16 protein-coding genes are annotated in these 19151 nt (G+C 61.8%); 13 read left to right on the forward strand and 3 right to left on the reverse strand.

All coding sequences use genetic code 11. The features are described 5' to 3' along the window. The first annotated feature begins 10 nt into the window (after positions 1-10). From R3X27_RS23550 to R3X27_RS23580, 7 genes are all read left to right on the forward strand, one after another. On the forward strand, positions 11-1108 hold the full coding sequence (locus R3X27_RS23550) for an efflux RND transporter periplasmic adaptor subunit (RefSeq protein ID WP_317711358.1): 1098 nt from the start codon (positions 11-13) through the stop codon (positions 1106-1108). Continuing rightward, the gene (locus R3X27_RS23555) at positions 1108-4224 is read left to right on the forward strand and encodes an efflux RND transporter permease subunit (protein WP_317711359.1); all 3117 of its coding nucleotides are present in this window, start codon (positions 1108-1110) and stop codon (positions 4222-4224) included. Before R3X27_RS23550 ends, R3X27_RS23555 begins: the two co-directional genes overlap by 1 nt. Next, complete coding sequence (locus R3X27_RS23560; protein WP_317711360.1) at positions 4221-5360, forward strand: hypothetical protein; 1140 nt, start codon at positions 4221-4223, stop codon at positions 5358-5360. Before R3X27_RS23555 ends, R3X27_RS23560 begins: the two co-directional genes overlap by 4 nt. Before the next feature lie 68 nt (positions 5361-5428). Further along, the gene (locus R3X27_RS23565) at positions 5429-5893 is read left to right on the forward strand and encodes a nuclear transport factor 2 family protein (RefSeq protein ID WP_317711361.1); all 465 of its coding nucleotides are present in this window, start codon (positions 5429-5431) and stop codon (positions 5891-5893) included. A 33-nt stretch (positions 5894-5926) separates the two neighbouring features. Then, complete coding sequence (locus R3X27_RS23570) at positions 5927-6325, forward strand: hypothetical protein (protein WP_317711362.1); 399 nt, start codon at positions 5927-5929, stop codon at positions 6323-6325. Further along, positions 6322-7515 (forward strand): BamA/TamA family outer membrane protein, encoded by a 1194-nt coding sequence (locus tag R3X27_RS23575; protein ID WP_317711363.1) that lies wholly within the window; start codon positions 6322-6324, stop codon positions 7513-7515. Before R3X27_RS23570 ends, R3X27_RS23575 begins: the two co-directional genes overlap by 4 nt. 23 nt (positions 7516-7538) lie before the next feature. Continuing rightward, positions 7539-8813 (forward strand): MFS transporter, encoded by a 1275-nt coding sequence (locus R3X27_RS23580; RefSeq protein WP_317711364.1) that lies wholly within the window; start codon positions 7539-7541, stop codon positions 8811-8813. 209 nt (positions 8814-9022) lie between these two features. On the opposite strand, the gene R3X27_RS23585 is transcribed toward R3X27_RS23580, so the two are convergent. Together R3X27_RS23585 and R3X27_RS23590 are read right to left on the reverse strand one after the other, a co-directional pair. Then, positions 9023-10408, reverse strand: a complete 1386-nt coding sequence (locus tag R3X27_RS23585) for an IS1182 family transposase (RefSeq protein ID WP_317711365.1) — start codon at positions 10406-10408, stop codon at positions 9023-9025. Positions 10409-10784: 376 nt separating this feature from the next. Continuing rightward, positions 10785-11741, reverse strand: coding sequence for a helix-turn-helix domain-containing protein (locus R3X27_RS23590; protein WP_317711366.1), 957 nt, complete (start codon positions 11739-11741; stop codon positions 10785-10787). A gap of 209 nt (positions 11742-11950) precedes the next feature. Between R3X27_RS23590 and R3X27_RS23595 the strand changes: the two genes are divergently transcribed. The 6 genes from R3X27_RS23595 to R3X27_RS23620 all read left to right on the forward strand — a co-directional run bounded on the left by R3X27_RS23595 (position 11951) and on the right by R3X27_RS23620 (position 18636). Continuing rightward, the gene (locus R3X27_RS23595) at positions 11951-13711 is read left to right on the forward strand and encodes a sulfatase-like hydrolase/transferase (protein ID WP_317711367.1); all 1761 of its coding nucleotides are present in this window, start codon (positions 11951-11953) and stop codon (positions 13709-13711) included. A gap of 103 nt (positions 13712-13814) precedes the next feature. After that, entirely contained in the window at positions 13815-14627 is an 813-nt protein-coding gene (locus R3X27_RS23600; protein ID WP_317711368.1) for a transporter, read from the forward strand. A gap of 43 nt (positions 14628-14670) precedes the next feature. Next, complete coding sequence (locus R3X27_RS23605) at positions 14671-15765, forward strand: ABC transporter substrate-binding protein (protein WP_317711369.1); 1095 nt, start codon at positions 14671-14673, stop codon at positions 15763-15765. Positions 15766-15816: 51 nt separating this feature from the next. After that, entirely contained in the window at positions 15817-16545 is a 729-nt protein-coding gene (locus R3X27_RS23610; protein ID WP_317711370.1) for an HlyD family secretion protein, read from the forward strand. Then, on the forward strand, positions 16542-16910 hold the full coding sequence (locus R3X27_RS23615; protein WP_317711371.1) for a hypothetical protein: 369 nt from the start codon (positions 16542-16544) through the stop codon (positions 16908-16910). Before R3X27_RS23610 ends, R3X27_RS23615 begins: the two co-directional genes overlap by 4 nt. 58 nt (positions 16911-16968) lie before the next feature. Beyond that, on the forward strand, positions 16969-18636 hold the full coding sequence (locus R3X27_RS23620) for an alkaline phosphatase family protein (protein ID WP_317711372.1): 1668 nt from the start codon (positions 16969-16971) through the stop codon (positions 18634-18636). 311 nt (positions 18637-18947) lie between these two features. Here the strand turns inward: R3X27_RS23620 and R3X27_RS23625 are convergent. Continuing rightward, on the reverse strand, positions 18948-19151 hold a 204-nt coding region (locus R3X27_RS23625; RefSeq protein WP_317711373.1), incomplete at its 5' end, for a hypothetical protein.

The following is a 19151-nucleotide window of genomic DNA, read 5'->3' on the forward strand; positions in this document are numbered from 1 at the left end:
ATCGGACAGAATGAAACGCCTTGCCCTCATTGCCCTTGCCACGCTCGCACTCGCCGGTTGCCGGGAAGAGGAGACAACAGAGCCAGGAAAGGCCGTTCGGCCTGTCCGAACGATGGAGGTCACCGAGACCAGCGCGCTGCATGAGCGCTTCTTCGTCGGTGTCGCACGGGCCGCACGAGAGGCGACGATGTCCTTCGGAGTCCCGGGCACCGTCCGGACATTCGACATACGGCTTGGCGAGACGGTCGAAGAAGGCAGCCTTGTGGCGGCACTCGACCCGGCCCCGTTCGAAGCCGAGGTCGCACGGCTTGAGGCCGAACTGGAGAGCGCCGAGGCAACGCTCGCCAATGCGAAGGCCCAGACAGAAAGACAGCGGGTTCTCGTCGAGAGAGAAGTGGCCGCAGAGGCCAAGCTCGACAGTTTCCTCGGCCAGGAAGGGACTGCCGTTGCCGCGGTCAAGGCGGTTCAGGCCGCGCTGGACAAGGCGAAGCTGGATCTCTCCTACGCCACCCTGACAGCACCCTATGATGGGATCGTCGTGGCAACCTATGTCGAGAACTTCGAGGAAGTGGCCGGGCAGACACCCATCATCCGGATCGTCGATGCGGACCGGATCGAGATGGTGATCGACGTGCCCGAGCGGTTCATCTCCATCCTGCCGCAGATCGAAGACATTTCGGTCAGCTTCCCGGCCCTCGGAGACGTCGCGCTCGCAGCCGAAATCACCGAGGTCGGCACGGAGGCGTCGATCACCACGGGGACCTTCCCCGTGACCGTGCAGATGGATCAGCCGGAAGGCGCGCCCGTACTGCCCGGCATGACGGGACGGGCGCGCGGCGTTCCGAAGCCCGGTGCGACCCCCGATATCGGGCTATATGTTCCCGCGCAGGCCGTCTTCACGCCCGAAGGCCGCGATGCGCCCCATGTCTGGGTCGTCGATGAGGACAGCATGACCGTGACAGAACGGTCTGTGACGCTCGGCGGGGCTGGGTCACTCGGGATCGCTGTCCAGGACGGGCTGAACGAAGGTGAGATCGTTGTCACCGCCGGCGCCAGTTCCCTGCGCAGCGGGCAGGACGTGACCTTCCTCGACGGCGGAGAGAACTGATGGATCTCGCCAGTTTTGCCATCCGGAATGCCAAGTTCACCTGGTTCGCCATTGTGCTTCTGACGCTTGGCGGGATCGCGTCCTTCTTCTCGCTGGGCCAGCTCGAGGACCCGGAATTCACCATCAAGACAGCGGTTGTCGCCACGCCCTATCCCGGTGCCAGCGCCAAGGAAGTCGAACAGGAGGTGACCGAGAAGATCGAGCGCAAGCTGCAGGAGATCAAGGAGATCGACACCCTGACCAGCGAAAGCCGGGCTGGCATGTCGACGGTCACTGTCGAGATCAAGGCGAAATACTGGTCCGATGCGCTGCCGCAGATCTGGGACAGCTTGCGCCGCAAGATCCGAGATATCGAGACACAATTGCCGCCGGGTGCGGGCCGCCCGATCATCAATGACGATTTCGGCGATGTCTCCGGCCTGCTGCTGGCCGTCACCTCGGAAGGGTTCTCCTACAAGGAACTGAGGGACTACGCGGAAGATCTGGAGCGTCATCTCTCGCTGGTCGAAGGCGTCGGCCGGGTGGATCTCTGGGGTGAGCAGGAGCGCGCGATCTATATCGATGTGCGGGAAGAAAAGCTCGCCGCCATCGGGATCTCGCCGCAATCCATCATCAACACGCTTCAGACACAGAACGAGGTGGTGGATGCCGGTCGCGTGGAGATAGGCGACTACCGGATGCGGATCGCCCCGTCGGGCACGTTCACCTCGCCGCGCGATATAGACGAACTGGCCGTGCGCCCCACGGTTTTCGACGCGCTGCGCCTCGGGGAAAACCCGGAAGATGCGCTGCTGCGTATCGGCGACATTGGCGAGGTGCGCGAGGGCTATGCGGAACCGGCCACGAGGCTGATGCGTTTCAACGGCCTTCCCACCATCGGCATCGCGCTGTCCTTCCAGCCGGGTGTCAACGTGGTCGAGGTCGGCAAGGCCGTCGATGACCGGGTCAATGAACTGGCCGCAACCCTGCCCATCGGCATCGAGATTGAGCGCGTGCATTGGCAGTCCGACGATGTGGATCTTGCCGTCTCCTCCTTCCTGATCTCGCTCGGCCAGGCGATCGCCATCGTGCTTGTCGTCCTGACATTGGCGATGGGGGTCCGGATGGGGATCATCATCGGCAGCGGGCTCTTGCTGACAATCCTTGCCACCTTCATCCCCCTGGCCATGTTCGGCATCGACCTCCAGCGCATGTCGCTCGGGGCGCTGATCATCGCGCTCGGCATGATGGTGGACAACTCTATTGTCGTGGCCGATGGCGCGGCGGTCCGGATGGCCGCCGGCAAGAGCCGCATCGACGCGGCCATCGAAGCCGCCCGGCGGCCGGCCCTGTCATTGCTTGGTGCAACCTTCGTGGCCGTCATGGCCTTCTATCCGATCTTCGCCTCGGTCGAGAGCGCGGGCGAGTATTGCCGCACGCTGTTCTCTGTTGTCGGCATCTCGCTGCTGGTCAGCTGGTTTCTGTCGATGACGGTCACGCCGTTGCAATGCGTTGCCTTGCTGAAGGCGCCGAAGACCGACACAGAGCAGAAAGAGGGCGCGCTGCTCAAAGGGTATCGCAGGGTCCTCGAAGCCGCGGTTCGGTTCCGCTACGTGACCATCGGCGGCGCGGTTGTGGCGCTTGTTGCCTCCTTTGTCGCTTTCGGATCGGTCACGCAGCTCTTCTTCCCGACCTCGGCGATGGACAAGTTCATGATCGATTTTCACGCGCCGGAAGGCACGCGGATCGAGGCCGTGGCGGAGGCCGTGGAAGGCATCGAGGCCGTCGTTCAGCCCATGGAGGGCGTCACGGATGTTGCAAGCTTCATCGGCGCTGGCCCGCCGCGTTTCTACCTGCCGGTGGACCCGGAGCCGACCAACCCGGCCTATGCGCAGGTCATCGCCAATGTCGAGGATTACCGGATGATCCCCGAGATCGCCGCGGACGTCTCCGAGTGGCTTGCCGCGAACCATCCCGAGGCCACTGCCTTTACCCGCCGTTTCGGCGTCGGTCCGGCCAATACATGGACCTTCGAGGGCCGGATCGTGGGCCCGGCGGATGCCGATCCAAACGTGCTGCGCGACTATGGCGACAGGGCGCTGCAGCTCCTGGAGGATCATTCCTGGACCAAGGTGGCTCGTCATGACTGGCGCAACCGGGTGCTGGTGCAGGTGCCTGCCTTCGACCAGAATATCGCCCGCTGGACCGGGATCACCTATGAGGATCTCGGCAATGCCACGCGGCGCGCCTATGACGGGCTGACCGTCGGTCTCTATCGCGAGGGTGACGAGATGATCCCGATCATCGCGCGTCAACATCCCCATGACCGCGCTTCGGTCGACAATTTCGAGCTGGTGCAGGTACAGGGGCCGACATCGGTGGAGTCCCTGCCCATCGGCCAGGTCGTCACGGGTATTGGCACCGAAACCGAGGACCCGGTCATACTCCGCCGCGACCGGGCGCCGACGCTGACCGTTCAAGCCAACCCGATCGACGGTGTGACCCTGCCCACCTATCGCGACGACGTGCTTGAGGAATTCGAGGCGCTGATGGAGGAGCTGCCGCCGGGCTATCGTTTCGAATGGGGCGGCGAATATGAGGATACCGCCCAGGCGCAGGCGGGGCTCGTGCCCGGGCTTGTCCCGGCGATGGCGATCATCACCCTGATCGTGGTGGCACTCTTTAACGCCTATCGTCCGCCATTGGTGATCTTTGCCACGATCCCCTTCGTCTTCATCGGCATCGTCCCGAGCCTGTTGCTGACAGACACGCCTTTCGGCTTCGTGGCGCTGCTGGGGGCGATGAGCCTCTCGGGGATGATGATCAAGAACGCCATCGTGCTGATCGACCAGATCAACGACAACCTTGCTGCGGGTCAGCCCGCCTATGACGCGTTGATCAACGCGGGTGCTTCGCGGCTGCGTCCAGTGGCGCTGGCGGCGGCAACGACCGTGCTCGGGGTCGTCCCGCTCCTGCCGGATGTTTTCTGGGTCGGGCTTGCGGTGACGATCATGGGCGGCCTGACCGTCGGCACGATCCTGACCATGATCCTCGTGCCCGTGTTCTACGCGACCTTCCACGGCATTCGGGAAGAGACACCGCTCCCGACACAACTCGCAGAGCCGGAGGCAATATGAGAGAGGTGATTGGTTCTCCACTGCGCTCCTGTGCCGCCGCCGCGTTTCTTGCGCTGGTCGCGGGGGCCCCGTCATTGGCACAGGACACCCAGGCGGTGGAGGAGGTAGAAGATCTCACCTTCGCGCCGCGTTTCACAGAGGCCGAGGGCACACCGGCCGGTATCCTTCCCCAACTGGGCGTGTTGCTGCGCTTGCCGGAGGGGCTGCAGCTGCGCAACCCGTCAAAGCCAGCGCCGCCCGAGGAACCGATCCCCTATGACCGCGTATTTCCCCTGTTGGGAGAAGAGGTTGTCAACCGTGGCTATGCGCTGCCGCTTCCTGTCGGCGTGTCCTTGATGAGTGTGAACAACATCCAGGAACAGCACTTGTCCGACCTCTCGGTCACGCTCGCCAAGGGGGCCGACCCGTCGAAGGACGACCTCAAGGAGACGCCCTTCGTGTCCTTTGACAACGTGCGCAGCTACACAAGGTCGAAGCAGTTCAAGGCCGATCTCTGGGTCCTGCCTTTTCTCAACATCTTCGCCACAGTCGGCCGGCTGGACGGAAAAGTCGATCTCGATGTGCTGCTCGACCTGGCCGATATCGGCCCGTCCCGGCCCTTCGGTCCCGGTCCTTCCCGGCCCCCGGGGGGAGGCCCAACCCCGCCGGATCGTCCGTCGGGGCCGGACTTCCCGGACTCGGCCCGGTTGAATTTCGTCGCCAATATCGACGCGGTGACAACGACAGTGGGGGCGGTCGGTGTCTATGGCATCGGCGCGTGGTGGGGGTCTTTCAATGCCTCGCACACGGTCACGGTGTCATCGAACTCGGAGACGGACATCAAGTCCACCACAGCGGGGCTGCGGCTCGGTCGACGGTTCGAGTTCGGCAATGACCACATGATCTCTCCCTATGCCGGGGCCTCCTATCTCGATGTCGATACGGTGATTGAAGGTGTCTACAGCCTCCAGGACGCCTTCGATGACGGGGACGACCTGAATATCCGCTACAAGGTCCGGCAGGAAAATGTGCACAAGTATTCCGCCATTCTTGGTCTGAATATGGGGTTCCGAAATGGCACTGCCTTGCAGGCCGAATACAACCGAAATGGCGGCGGGGATGAGCGGGTGGTGCTGTCGGCAACATATCGGTTCTGAGCCGGACCGACGACATCGCTCGAAACGGATATCCGAAGATCGACTGTCATGACCGAAAGGGGATGGACATGAAAACGGGAATACTCGCGTGTTCCGCTATGGTTCTAAGCATGGTGCTCTCGCCGCCTGCCTTCGCCGATGAAGCGTCGGACCGGGCCGAGATACTGGAAATCTGGGACAGGTACGAAGACACCCGCATGGCCGGCGACGCCGAAGGCTGGCTTGCGCTCTGGGACGAGGACGGCATCCAGGTGCCGTTGGAACGGCCGCCACGCGACAAGGACCGGTTGGCGGAAATCGCCCGCAAGGCGTTCGTGGCAATCGACGCAACCGATTTCGAGATCCGTTCCGAGGAGGAGATAATTGCGGGGGATTGGGCTTGGTCGCGGGGCGACTACTCGATGATCTTGAACCTGCAAGGAGTAGATCTCGCCCGCGAAGGAAACTTCCTGACGATCTTCCGGCGTCAGTCAGACGGATCCTGGAGGATCTTCCGCGAGACAATCACCCCGTTTGATGACGTGAAACATTGATGGGATCGGCCATTCCGTGGGGGATGCATTCCCTTGGATCTGCAAGCCGCCCGCCCTCATGGATTTGAAACCACTTCCCGTGCCTGGTCGAAGGAACAACCCGCCATGCCCATGTCACAACCGACCCGCTTGATTGTGTTCGCATCCACTTTTGCCCTCGGGGCCGCCCTTGACCCGCTGCCGTCGCAATGGTCCGGAGACGGTGCGATCTCGTCAGCGAAGGCCGAAATCGGGCGCCCACTCACACCGGGAAGCGCCGCCGGGGTCAAGCGTCGGGTCGAAAGGCGGACAATCCGCCAGATCGGCAATGCCGTCCCGACCCCTGCGGGCCAGTGTTCGATCGTTCTTGTCGACGGCGTGCAACTGCACAAATGCGGGGAAACATACTACCAGGAGGTCAACGGCCAGTACTTCGTTGTCGTGATCGAATGAACCGTCCGCAGCGGAGGGGTGGGGCGTCGGCTCAGGCCTTCCGAACCGGGCCGTGCCGGGTCGGTTCCCGAGGATTCTTCCTTTCCCCGGCGCTGGGTTGGCTGGCGGCGGCGGTTGCAGCTGTCTGGTTGCCGCAGGTGTCAACTGCCCAGTTTATCCATGACGAAAGGCAAGCCTACGGTTTTCATAGCGCGGACGATGAATCGGAAAGCCCGGGATTCCGAAACGGTTCTGTCCTTGCGCTTCCAATCCCGTCCAACGATCCCAATTTCGGAGCCGGATTGCTGCTTGCTGTCGGTTATCTGTTCAAGGCCGACGAGAAATCGAAATCATCCTTCATCGCGGGAGGAGCCTTCAAGACGTCGAATGGAAGCCTTGGCGGCGGCGTGGCAGCAGACCTCGCCTTTGCATCCAATAGGTGGAAGGCGACGGTCTTTCTCGGCAAGGTCGAGGCCTATTATGACCTGGATGCTTTCAGAAATCCGATCCCGTTGCGCCAGGACGGGGCGCTCGGTGTCCTGAAGTTGGGATACGGGATCACACCCGACGTTTCGGTCGGGTTGGGCTTTCGATACCTGGATACGACGATCCGCCCGGACGGAAGACGCATCCTGCCACGTGAGATAGCCCGGGATTCCAATATGGAGATCGCGAGCGTTGGCGTGCTGCTCGAATACGATACTCGTGACGACAACTTCTATCCGACAGCGGGCCGGAACCTGACCTTCGAGGTCTATCACCACGACGTTCTTTCGAGCACGCGCGACTATCAAAGGGCCGTCCTGAAGCTGGACGCCTTTGTCCCGATCAACGATGGTTCCGTTCTGGCGGGGCGCTTCACGGCATGTTCTGCCTCCGAAACATCCCCCTATTTCGATTCATGCTCCATCGGGGGAACCGACGGTTTCCGCGGGTTTTCCATCACCGAGAACATTGGTGACCAGATGATTTCGGTACAGGGATCATGGCGCGGACGGCTGGGCGATCGGTTCGGCTACGAGGTCTTCGGCGGCGCTGGTCGAATATGGGACAAGCGGTTTCGGGAGGAGGGAAGACCCGTTCGTTTCGCCGGCGGGGTGGGGCTGAGATACCGGCTGACCCGGAAATTCCCGATCGACCTCGGCATCGACGGAACCATGAACGACGCGGGAGACGCCACGACCTACCTCCGTGCGGGGCAAGCTTTCTGATGCAGGACGGAAGGAACGGCGTTTTGGAAAGCAAATCCTATTCGTTGCAGGCATTGCTCCTGTCCATGGGGTCGATCCACCTCGCGACAGCGGCGCTTGGAACCCTGGTGGCGCTCCAGATTGCCGCTATTGGCGGATCGGCGGAATTGGCTTCGTTGGTGGCGGCAAGCTACTCGCTGGGATTCCTTCTGGGATGCTTTTTTACCTACAAGCCGCTTGCCAATGTCGGCTATGTCCGCGCATTCGCCGCCGCCGCGGCGCTCTGCGCGATGTTCGCCCTGTTGATGTCACGTACAGACAGCGCAGGCGCCTGGGTGATCGCGCGATTTGTCATCGGGATGGCGACCGCCGGTCTCTATTCGGTCGGGGAAGCCTGGATCAATGATTCAGCGTCGGCATCGTCCCGCGGTCGGGTCCTTGCCGTCTATTCGACCGTGCTCGGGGTCGCCTCCGTTGTGTCGCAAGCCGTGGTTGCTCTCGTTTCGGAGGATATCTCCGGCGGTTTCGTCTTCATGGCCGCCGCCTTCTGCTTCGCCATCGTCGTGCTCGCGCTGACCAACATGAAGCAACCCGTGGCGAAAGGGCATGCCACCGTCCGCCTTCTGCCGGTGTTCCGGTACTCGCCCACGGCCTTTATCGGAACTTTGGTCACTGGCATTGTCGTGACCGTGTTCCTCTCGATCATGCCCTTTCAGGCCTCGACCGTCGGGATCAGTTCCACGACCATCACCGTCAGCATTGCCATGGCCTATGCGGGGCGGATCGTGTTCCAATATCCGCTCGGGCGCATCTCGGATCACATGGACCGTCGGATCCTGATCGTTGGCACCGGGTTGGTAGCGTCGGTAACCCTTTTGATGATCGCGCTTTTTGTTACGGGGGACGGATCGGCCTTGCAGGGAGACCCCGGGATCGGCCTGCGGCTCGCCGCGACCGGAATCTCGATCGTGCTGGGGGGAACGCTCCTGCCGCTCTACGCGATCCTGATGGCCCATGCGATGGATCGAACAGATCCGGTCTACGTGCCTTCCACCGCCATCACTCTGCTGTTTGTCTATACCGTTGGGGGGGTCTTGGGGCCGGTCCTGGTGGCCGTGATCTCTGCCCTGTTCGGAGACGGGCTCATAGACTGGGTCATGTTCTATCTTCTCTTGGGATTCAGCCTTTTTGCTGCATGGCGAATTCGCCAACGAACGCCGGTCCCATCGGCCGAACAAGCCGTCATGGCGCCAGCGACCGCGACCAGTGTCGAAACCCTTGCAAGTCAAAAGCGCGCCCATTCGGTGCAGAGTGGATAACAGGCAGGCGGACTGGCCAACCGCCGAGCTTTAAGACCCAAATCGGCTTTGAGTGACGATACGTTGAAATCTGGATGTCTGCATGTGTCTACACAAACGGCCAAGTTCGCAGTCGCCGCAAAGGTCGGCTCTCCGCCGATTCTGTGGAAAAACAACGAGTTGCTGGCGCAGAAAGTAGTGATCTAAATGAAGCGCGAGTGCCTTTCCTGTCAGGCTTTGCGTGTTTTCTGCGGTGCGGGAAAGATCTTGGCCAGTTTGCGGAGGTTCTGGGCGGTTGCTGCGAGTAGGAATTCGTCATTTGCGCCGCTTGGGCCACGTAATCGCAGTCGGCCCAAGCCAAGGATGCGTTTGAGGTGGGCAAAGAGCATCTCGACCTTTTTCCGGAGCTTCATCGAGATGTCGTATTGGCGGGTCTTCGCAATGTCGCGAGCGACCTGGCGGGCATCTTCGTGTTCCTCGCGGGTGATGGACCGGAAGTCCATATTCGGGCAGCAGCGTGACTTCGAGGGGCAGGCCTGGCAGGTGAGCTTGAGGCCGCGGTATTTGGCGACGCCCTTGCCGGTCGGCCCCCGGTTCGGGTCGGAATAGTTCCGGCGGAACTGTTTCAGCTCGTGGCCTTCCGGGCAGATGTATTGGTCCTTCTCGGCGTTCCACTCGAAGTCCGCCCGGGTCCAGGTGCCGTCGCTACGCCCGGAATGGTCGAGCACCGGGATGTGCGGCGCGATCTTCCGGTCGACCAGCCAGCCCAGCATCGGCCCGGTGCCGTAGGCGGTGTCCGCGATCAGGCGTTCGGGATGCAGATCGAACCTGGCCTTCACCCGATCCAGCATCGTCCGTGTCGACCCGACCTCTGCCTGCCGGATCGACCGCGTTCCCTCGACATCCACGATCACCCCGTGGTCCGTATCGATCAGGTAATTGTCGGAATAAGAGAAGAATGCTGGGCCCTTGCGCGCTGCCGTCCATTGGCTCGCGGGATCGGAATGGGAGGTGAATTTCGGTTCGACCTCGCTGGCGGCTCCGAACGCCTCGTGATCCAGCACTTCGAGATACTCTTGGACGGCACGCGGCGCGTCCGCCGGATCGATGGCTGTGCGGTCCCACTCCTCCTTCGGCGTCGAGTTCTGTTTGTTGGCATCCGCCTCGATCAGGCTGGCATCCACCGCCAGGCGTTGTCCGCTGACCAGCCCCTCGGCGATGCATCGTGCGACGACGGTTTCGAAGAGATGCCGCAGCAAATCACTCTCGCGGAAACGGCCGTGCCGGTTCTTCGAAAAGCTGGAATGATCCGGGACCGGATCGCTCAAATCGAGCCGACAGAACCACCGATACGCGAGGTTTAGATGAACCTCCTCGCAGAGCCGGCGCTCCGAGCGGATGCCGAAGCAATAACCCACCAGCAGCATGCGGATCAGCAGCTCTGGATCGATCGAAGGGCGCCCGGTATGGCTGTAGAAAGGAGCGAGGTGAGGGCGGATGCTGCTCAGATCGACAAAGGGATCAATCAAGCGGAGTAGATGATCTTGGGGAACATGACCTTCCAGCGAGAACTCGTAGAACAGTGCCGCCTGCGCTTCCTGCCTCGGTCCCATCATCGCCAACATCCCCCGCTTCACCGAGAGAATTGAATCAGCGATCAGGGCACCAAACAAGCAGAGTTTTTCAACGAAATACGCCCTTCTTGCAGGTTTCTGCGTTGCGGCGGGCCTATCAATCCGACCGAGCCGGCCACCGACGAAGCCGGCCCGTAGCCGACCTTCGCTTGCGTGCTTCGTCCGACTGCAGTGCCTCCCTAAACCTGACTTTCATAGATCGCGCAGCACCTGTGACACGTCACCCGACCTTCTCTCGGCAGGATGCCAGTTTTTCACGTAAAGCGCAGCTTTTACCCAAGGCGTTGTCAGCAAGATCTGCCGTCTTGTGCATGGGCCCGTTTCTTCGGGTGAGCCGTTCCTCTACACAGAAGGTGACCTACACAGTGTAGCTGTTCGAACGCCCCAAAGTCTTCGAGGGGACCTCGTCAAAGGCGTTCCGATAGTCGGCAGCAAACTGGCCGACATGCCAGAAGCCGAACCGTGCTGCGACTTCTCCCACCGAGGAATCGTCGGGATCGGCCCTACGAAGTGCGGAACGCACGAGGGTCAAGCGTTTTGCCTTTATGAATGCGCCCGGAGTGACGCCAAAACGCTCCCGAAACGCATATTGCAGGGTCCGCTCGCTGACATTGGCTACCTTCAACATGTCATCAAGGGAGAAACGCACGAGATCAGGCTCATCCTGAAGTTCCAATACCTTGCGCACCGCAATATCCCGTGCGCGCATCGTGGGTCGCCTTTTTTTATCAGAGGCAAAAGATCCAAGCCAGGCCGGCACCAGCAAACGGAGAGCTTCCTCAAAGGGATTGACGGGAAAGGGTGCATGTCCATCGCGCAGGAGACGAAGCAACATCCGAAGTTTTTCGAGGTCCTTCGGCCGAACAGGAAAGGTCTCCGGTCGTTTTGAACCTGGAGGCACGGGCAGTTCAAGCGCCTCTGCCACGCGTTCCAGTTTCTCGGGAGGCGCGGACAGCGTGTAGACCTCGAACCCGGGGGAAGAAACACTGCGTAGCTCTGCGCCGACGGGAAAGACCCACACCATGTCGGAATCGACATCGTGGCCGCGCACCCAATACCGACGTTGCGACGGTTCCATCACGTTGAAGGTAACTTGCCCCTCGGGTGTGCTTCCGAACATCGAGAGGCCGGGCGCGTAGCTTGAGTAAGAAAAGATTGCATCCCGACCAACGCCCTGGACCAGCGTTCCGACAGTCCTGACCGACCGGTCTCGAGAGAGCGGGTAGAACTCGACGTCCCACGCTCTGACGCTTTCGCACAAGACGTCAATATCCTGAAATGACGCCTGAATGATTTGAATGGAGCTTCCTCCCATGACGCCACGATGCGCTCACTTTTGCGGAATTTCGATCACGGTTCAATCGTTCCGTCGCTTAATCTGACGACGGAACGACAGACAACCATCGGGAAATCCGGTCGCCCGCAACGGCAATCATTCTATGTCAGACCAACAGACGATTGGCTCCACGCACGATGAAGGAGGCGGGACCGGTCAAAGCAATCGCAACAGGGAGAGCACTACTCATGATATTTCGAGACCAGATGCACGGAGGCATTTTCGCCGCGGCATCCCTTTCCATGGCCGCGGTGGCCGGCGGGGCTGCGTTCGCGCAGAGCACAGAAGGCCCCGGCGGGATTGTCCATGACGCCGAGTACTACGTCCTGGAGGCTCAGAACAGCGAGAGATGGGCTACCGAGGATGCCGGCCTTCAGGCCAAGCTTGCGGAACTGAAAGAAAAGTTCGGTACGCCGCCCAACCTTATCCACATCATGTGGGACGACACGGCCTATGGCGACCTGGGCATCCCGGCGATTCAATCGGTGCGCGGCCTGGACACGCCGAACATCAACGCCCTGGCCGAAGACGGCATGATGTTCACCCGTATGTATACCGAAGTGGGCTGCACTCCCAGCCGCGCCGCCGCCGCGACCGGGCGCCTGGCGATCCGGTCGGGCATGTACAACATCGGCATGCTGCAGGAGAGCCACGGGCTGGCGGCCGAAGAAGTGACCATGGCCGAGGTCCTTGGCGATGCCGGCTATGCAACGGCCTTTTATGGCAAGTGGCATCTGGGTGATATCGAGGAAAGCTATCCCCACAATCAGGGCTTCGACGAGGCGCTGTTCACCGGCTACAACCAGATCCTGTCGCTGAACTCCCGCATCGCCGAACAGGGCAATGCCTCCATCGGCCTGTTCGAAGACATGCTGGTCGAAGATCCCTACAAGCTCGACGACACATTCGTCACCAAGGATTGGGTGATGGTGGCCGAGGGCACCAAGGGTGGCGAGACGCTGCAATGGCGCGACAACGAATATGAAACCTACGAGATGATCGACGCCGAAGGGCTCGATCGGATGTTTGCGTTCATGGAGCGCAATGTCGAAGCCAAACAGCCGTTCTACGTCGCCAACTGGCCGATGATGGCGAGCTTCCTGCCGACGCGCGAGAAGTGCACGCGGGCCCGTGCCCTGCTGCAGAACGGTCTGCAATGCACTGTCGATCCGATGATTGCCGAGATCCGCGCCAAGCTCGACGAGCTCGGCATTGCCGAGAACACGCTGATCGTCGCCATGGCAGACAATGGACCGATGTCGCACAACCCGCCCCCGGGCACCGGCTTTGCCGAGACCATCTTCCGCGGCGGCAAGGGTGACTTCCTTGAAGGCGGCGTGCGCGTTCCGGCTTTTGCGGTCTGGCCCGGCACCATCGAGGCGGATCAGCTGGCCGGCGACATGATCCATATCACCGATCTGTTCACGACCTTTGCCAGCCTCGCCGGCGCGCTCGACAACGTGCCGACGGATCGGGTGATCGACGGTCTGGACCAGACCTCGCTGCTGCTGAACGGCGATACCCATAGCCGCCGTGACTACACTTTTACCTATGCCGGCCCGCAGTTGGGCGCGGTGGTCAAGGGCGACTACAAGCGGCACTTCATCTCGCCCGATCCGGTGGGCGATGCCAGCGGCATCCCGGCGGCCTTTTATTTCCTGCCGTCCGACCCGCGCGAGGTGCAGCCGATGCTGACCAACCTCATCCACCTCAAGCGGCCGTTCAACAGGATGCTCCTGCGCCACAACCTCTGGAAAGAGAGCTATCCGGACCGGCCCGAGAAGCATGGCATCCCGTGGACCGGGATCGCCAATGCGTCCGAAGCGCTGAAGAAAGAACAGAACCCGCAACTGGTCCTGAAGGATCTGCCCTTCGATCCGCTCGAGTATATCGAGCACCTGGATGATCTGCCCTTCGATCCGGCGATGGACCCGGACATCGGCCAGTAAGCCGATCCTGTCCCGGCCTTCCATGTGAAGGCCGGGAACTCCGTCAGTTGGTTTCGGGAAATGTGCGTTGGCCCGCCCAAGCTCGGATAGGAGCCCGACATCAATGAATGTCCAAAAGTTCTTTCACCGCCTGCTCGTCCTCGGCGCGGTCTGCGCTCCAGCAGCCGCGGCCAATGCGCAATCCGAGGAAGAGCTTGCCAAGCAGCTTGCCAATCCGATTGCGTCCCTTGTCTCGGTGCCGATCGAAATGTTCCATGACGATGGGCTCGGAACCGACGGCAAGGGATCGCAAACCGGCCTTGTCGTCAAACCCGTCATTCCTTTCAGCATCTCCGAGAACTGGAACGTCATCTCGCGGACGATCCTTCCCTTCGTGTCGCTGAGCGAGCCCGACTCCGGGGTAACGAAAGACGGCCTTGCCGATGTGCTGCAAAGCTTCTTTTTCTCTCCGAAACTGCCAACGGCAAATGGCCTGACCTGGGGCGTTGGCCCGGTCTTCCAGATTCCATTCGACAACGTGGCCAATCCCGACAACCGCCCGGGCCGCAACGAATGGGGCGCCGGTCTGACCGGCATCGCCCTGAAGCAATCCGGTCCTTGGACCGTGGGCATCCTGGCCAACCATATCTGGAATATCGAGGAGGCCGCGCCGAGCCAGAGCGACACGTTCCTACAACCCTTCGTCAGCTATACCACGCAGGACGCCTGGACCTTCTCTGTGAATACCGAGAGCACCTATGACTGGGTCAACGAAGAGTGGACCGTGCCGATCAATCTCAAGACCAGCAAGCTGGTCACTATCGGCGGTCAACGCGTCAGCCTGTCGGCGACCGCGCGCCATTGGGCCATCGCGCCGGACGCTGGGCCTGAAGGCTGGGGCGTAACGGTCGGGGCCACATTGCTGTTTCCCAAGTGAGCGCACGCACCAACCATAACCCTTTTGGAAAAGGACCATGCACATGATCCGCAGAGCTTTCCTCCGTAGCGGCGCCGCGCTGCTCGCCAGCCCCGCATTTCTCCGCACGACGCGCGCCACCGCGCAGACGGCCCTGCCGATCACGGTATCGAGCTACCTGCTCGACCGGACCGAAGCGCTTTTCGATGGCCGCGTGGAGATCGAAGGCACGCAGGCAACCTTGGTGGCCGATGCCATTGGTGACATGAACACCGCCGCCTTCTCCGGCAACGGTACGCGCGAGATCACCGAGCTTGGCCTCCACCCCTTCATGCTGGCCCATGCCAATGAGGGCTTCCGCGACTACGCGCTGCTCCCGATACCGCTGCTGCGGCAGTTCCGGCACAAGAGCGTCTTCGTGCGCGCCGGCGCCGGGATCGAAAAGCCGGAAGACCTGAGAGGCCGCCGCATCGGCACACCCGGCTATTCCTCCACCTCGCTGACATGGATTCGGGGCATCTTCGAGGATGAATACGGGCTCAAGCCCTCCGAGATCGAATGGGTGCAATCGGTCAAGGACAGCTCGGCCGGCGAGGCTGGAAATATCTCTGCGCAGGAACAACGCCTGACCGAAGGCATCTCCGTGACCACCGGCACACCGGGGCTCGACGAATCCGAGTTGTTGTTGGAAGGCGAAGTGGATGCCCTGTTCCATGCCGGAACACCCGCCGCCTTCATCGCCGGCGATGCGCGGATCGAACGGCTTTTTCCCGATTTCCGCGCCGTGGAGCGCGATTGGTTCGAGCGCACCGGCATCTTCCCGATCATGCATGTCCTCGCCATCCGCCGCGATGTCGCCGCCGAGCATCCCTGGCTCGCCCGCGCGGTGTTCGACGCCTATTCGCGGTCGAAGATGCTTGCCTACGAGACCAAGGACCGCTGGACCTGGGCCACGGACATGCTGCCCTGGTACTCGCAGGAACTGGAGGACACGCGGGCGCTGATGGGGCGCAACTTCTATCCCTACGGGATCGAACCCAATCGCAAGACGCTCGAGACCCTCTTCCGCTATTCCCACAACCAGGGCCTGGCACGCAGTGTCCTGACCATCGAAGAGACTTTCCTGCCGGAGAGCCTCGGTTTCGCCGAAAACGTCTGACGCGCTGCCCGCGCGCAGCGTTACGCCCCTCGATCCACGGGAGTTCCCAGAATGCTGATCGTCCTTGGCCTTTATGCCGGTCTTGTCTGGCTGTTGTTTTTCAAGATGAAACTGCTGCCATGGAACGGCTTCTTCAAGGGGATTGTCTGGACCGGCGCCCTCGTGATCGCGCTTGTCGTCATCGGCGCACTCAACCACACCACACCGACCGGGCGGGTTTCGGTGCAGGGTGTGGTCACCAACATCGTGCCGAACGTGGCTGGCCGGGTGACCGAGGTGGTCGTGGAGCCCGGCGCGGAGGTCGCCGAAGGCGAGGTGCTGTTCAAGATCGACGACACGGTCTTTGCCGCAGAGGTTGCACGGCTCGAAGCCTCGCTCGAAACCGCGCGGTCGGCTGCGGACAAGCTCCGGCTGGACCTTGAAGCAGCAGAGGCGGAGATCGACTCGCTGAACGCGCAGCTGACCTTTGGCATCCAACGCCGCGATGACATCATCGAGCTGGAAGATCGCGGTGCCTCCACGACCTTCCAACTGCAAGAGGCCGTGTCCACCATCGACCAGCTCAAGGCCGGTCTTCGGTCGGCCGAGGCGCGTAAGGCGGGCCTGAAGCGACGGATCGCGGCGCAAGTGGGGGATGTCGATGCCGGGGTGGCCGAGGTCGAGAACGCGCTCGTGGCCGCGCGCTGGAATCTCGGACAGACCGTCATCCGCGCGCCGGCCGACGGCAAGGTCACCGGTGTCACCCTGCGACGACGGTGCGTGGGGCGATCAATTTCATGATCCCGGGGGACCGCGAACTGATTGCGACTCTGCCGCAGTCGAGCCGCGGCAATGTCGAGGTCGGGGACGAGATCCGCATCGCGCTTCGGACTATTCCCGGGTTCGAGTTCGCCTCGCGCATTACCGGAATGCCGCCGGGAACCGCGGAAGGGGCGTTGGACACGCGCACCGGCCTGCCGAACCTCCGGGAACTGCGCGGAAGCGGCGAGTATCCGGTCATTGTCGCGATCCCGGAGGGGATCGACCTGGGTTCGCTGCCCATCGGCGCCTCAGGCACCTCGCTGGTGATGACCGACAAGGCCGGCCCGATCGGCGTCCTGGCGGAGATCCTCTTCTGGATCACCAAGCAGATGAACTACCTGTAACCCGTTCCTTGGACAAAGACCGGGTTCAGCCACTGCAAACCGAAAAGAGGTCCCGACAATGCACAGAGCGCTTCCCATCCTCCTGGCCTGCTCCATTCCCTTGCAGCTTGCGGCCCAGCCGGACATCGGCAACATCCGCCTGATCGTGCAACTGACCGTCGACGGGATGCGCGGCGACCTGTTGACGCGATACCGGCCCAGCTTCGGCCCCGACGGGTTCAACCGGCTGCTCGACAGTGGCGTCTGGTACACCAACGCCCATCACCTGCATGCGAACACGGAAACCATCGTCGGCCACGCCACGCTGGCCACCGGCGCGCACCCGTCCGAACACGGGATGGTCGGCAATGTCTGGCTCAACCGCGCCACCGGCAAGCTGGGCTACAATATCGAAGATCCGAAAAGCCCGATCCTGCCGGTGCCGGGCTTTGGCGGTGACGGAGAGCAACTCGATCCCGCTCAGGCAATTGCGCAGGCTGGTGGGCGATCTCCGGTCAACCTGTTGGCCACGACATTCGCCGACGAACTGGTGAAGTCGAACAATGGCCGCTCCAAGGTTTTTGCAGTATCCGGCAAGGACCGTTCGGCGGTTGCGATGGCAGGCCATGTCGGTAAGGCCTTCTGGTATTCGACCACCACCGGGGCCTTCGAGACCAGCCGCTACTACTACGACGACTACCCGACATGGGCGCTGGACTGGAACGCGGCACGCCCGGCCGATGCGGCCACAGGCACGTCATGGGCCTTGAGCGGCGAAGCCGACAGCTACCTGCTCGCCGCCAATGACGACCGCCCCTACGAGGTCGACCTCAAAGGGTTTGGCCGCACCTTCCCGCACGCCTTCGGCACACCCGATGACGGGATCTATTACTCCCAAGTTCTCGTGAGCCCGCTTGGCGATGAACTGGCAGCCGAGTTCGCCAAGACCGCCGTGACAGCCGAAGGCTTGGGCCGCGACAGCTGGCCGGACCTGCTCAGCGTCAGCTTTTCCTCCGTCGATGCCGTGAACCATTTCTTCGGCCCCTCGAGCCTCGAAAACGAGGAAATTGTCCGACGGCTGGACCGGACGCTGGCCGAGTTCATGCAGTTTCTCGACGAAGAGGTCGGGTCAGACCACATCCTTTATGTCCTGTCAGCCGATCACGGCATGCCCGAAATGCCGGAATTCGTGGCCGAACAGGGGTTCACCGTAGAGCGGAACACCAACCAGGACCTGCAGGAGGAACTGAACGCCGAGATAGCTGAAACCCATGGCATCGAGGGCGCGGTGAACTTCTTCTTCCGGCCCTATATCTACCTCAATCACAAGGCGATTGCCGAGGCCGGTGCGTCGGTCCGGGATATCGAGGAGGCGATTTCTCTCTCGCTTGAAGCGCGCGACGGGATCGCCATCGCCATGCCACGCGAGCCGCTGCCCGAACAGCGTGGCGATTTCCTCGAAGCTCCGATCCGTCGCAACTTCCACCCGCAAAGATCGGGAGATATCTATGTCGCCCAAGCACCCTATTCGTTCCTGTTCGATCATGGATCGGTCGCGGTGATGCATGGCTCTCCATGGCGGTACGACACCCATGTCCCGATCATCTTCGCGGGCTCTGGCATCGAGCCAGCACGTATTGCCCGACCGGTCGCCACCGTCGACGTGGCGCCCACCTTGAGCGATCTGTTCGGAACGACGGTGCCAAGTGGCGCCGCGGGTGAGCCTCTTTTCGAGGCCATTCGGTGACGGAGAGTCTCTCCGCGAAGGAGGCGATTGCACTCCAGCGAGCCTCGCGCGTGGTTGGATGTCTTCAAGGTCTGCTTCCGGGATTTGGCCGGTATCCGGCTGCGCCTGTAGAGAACATCCGGTTCCCGCCCTTCTTGAAGAATGCCGCGATTGCGAGACATGACGATCGCGCAGGCTTGATCCTTATCGCGACCGACCCAAAGCTGGCGTCGGGTCAAGAGAATGCAAACCCAAGGGCGGGCTCACACGGGAAGCGCGCTCCTTGGCAGGGTCTGTTTCCCGGCTTGGGTCACGCTGCCGCCAACCCGGTGTCAATCGACCTGCTCGAAGGTCGGAAAGGTCCAATTGCCGTCGAGGATTTCCGCGCCTGGCTCATAGAGGCGGATGGAATGGTTCCAGCCGGGCGTGATCGGGATGCAGTTGATTCGGCCATCCTCGCAGCCGCCGAAATGCAGCGTGTAGGACCCGTTATCATTCGGCGTGGCGCTGACATTGTTGTAGCTGTTCACGCCAAG

This window comes from Tropicimonas sp. TH_r6 (assembly GCF_033101155.1).
Classification (GTDB): domain Bacteria; phylum Pseudomonadota; class Alphaproteobacteria; order Rhodobacterales; family Rhodobacteraceae; genus Tropicimonas.

Excerpts from the sequence above, each read along its gene's own strand:
- R3X27_RS23610 (WP_317711370.1), top strand. The coding sequence starts at position 15,817 with ATGCTGATCGTCCTTGGCCTTTATGCCGGTCTTGTCTGGCTGTTGTTT.
- R3X27_RS23615 (WP_317711371.1), top strand. The coding sequence starts at position 16,542 with ATGATCCCGGGGGACCGCGAACTGATTGCGACTCTGCCGCAGTCGAGC.
- R3X27_RS23590 (WP_317711366.1), bottom strand. The coding sequence starts at position 11,741 with ATGGGAGGAAGCTCCATTCAAATCATTCAGGCGTCATTTCAGGATATT.
- R3X27_RS23595 (WP_317711367.1), top strand. The coding sequence starts at position 11,951 with ATGATATTTCGAGACCAGATGCACGGAGGCATTTTCGCCGCGGCATCC.
- R3X27_RS23605 (WP_317711369.1), top strand. The coding sequence starts at position 14,671 with ATGATCCGCAGAGCTTTCCTCCGTAGCGGCGCCGCGCTGCTCGCCAGC.
- R3X27_RS23575 (WP_317711363.1), top strand. The coding sequence starts at position 6,322 with ATGAACCGTCCGCAGCGGAGGGGTGGGGCGTCGGCTCAGGCCTTCCGA.
- R3X27_RS23600 (WP_317711368.1), top strand. The coding sequence starts at position 13,815 with ATGAATGTCCAAAAGTTCTTTCACCGCCTGCTCGTCCTCGGCGCGGTC.
- R3X27_RS23560 (WP_317711360.1), top strand. The coding sequence starts at position 4,221 with ATGAGAGAGGTGATTGGTTCTCCACTGCGCTCCTGTGCCGCCGCCGCG.
- R3X27_RS23565 (WP_317711361.1), top strand. The coding sequence starts at position 5,429 with ATGAAAACGGGAATACTCGCGTGTTCCGCTATGGTTCTAAGCATGGTG.
- R3X27_RS23550 (WP_317711358.1), top strand. The coding sequence starts at position 11 with ATGAAACGCCTTGCCCTCATTGCCCTTGCCACGCTCGCACTCGCCGGT.
- R3X27_RS23585 (WP_317711365.1), bottom strand. The coding sequence starts at position 10,408 with ATGATGGGACCGAGGCAGGAAGCGCAGGCGGCACTGTTCTACGAGTTC.
- R3X27_RS23555 (WP_317711359.1), top strand. The coding sequence starts at position 1,108 with ATGGATCTCGCCAGTTTTGCCATCCGGAATGCCAAGTTCACCTGGTTC.
- R3X27_RS23620 (WP_317711372.1), top strand. The coding sequence starts at position 16,969 with ATGCACAGAGCGCTTCCCATCCTCCTGGCCTGCTCCATTCCCTTGCAG.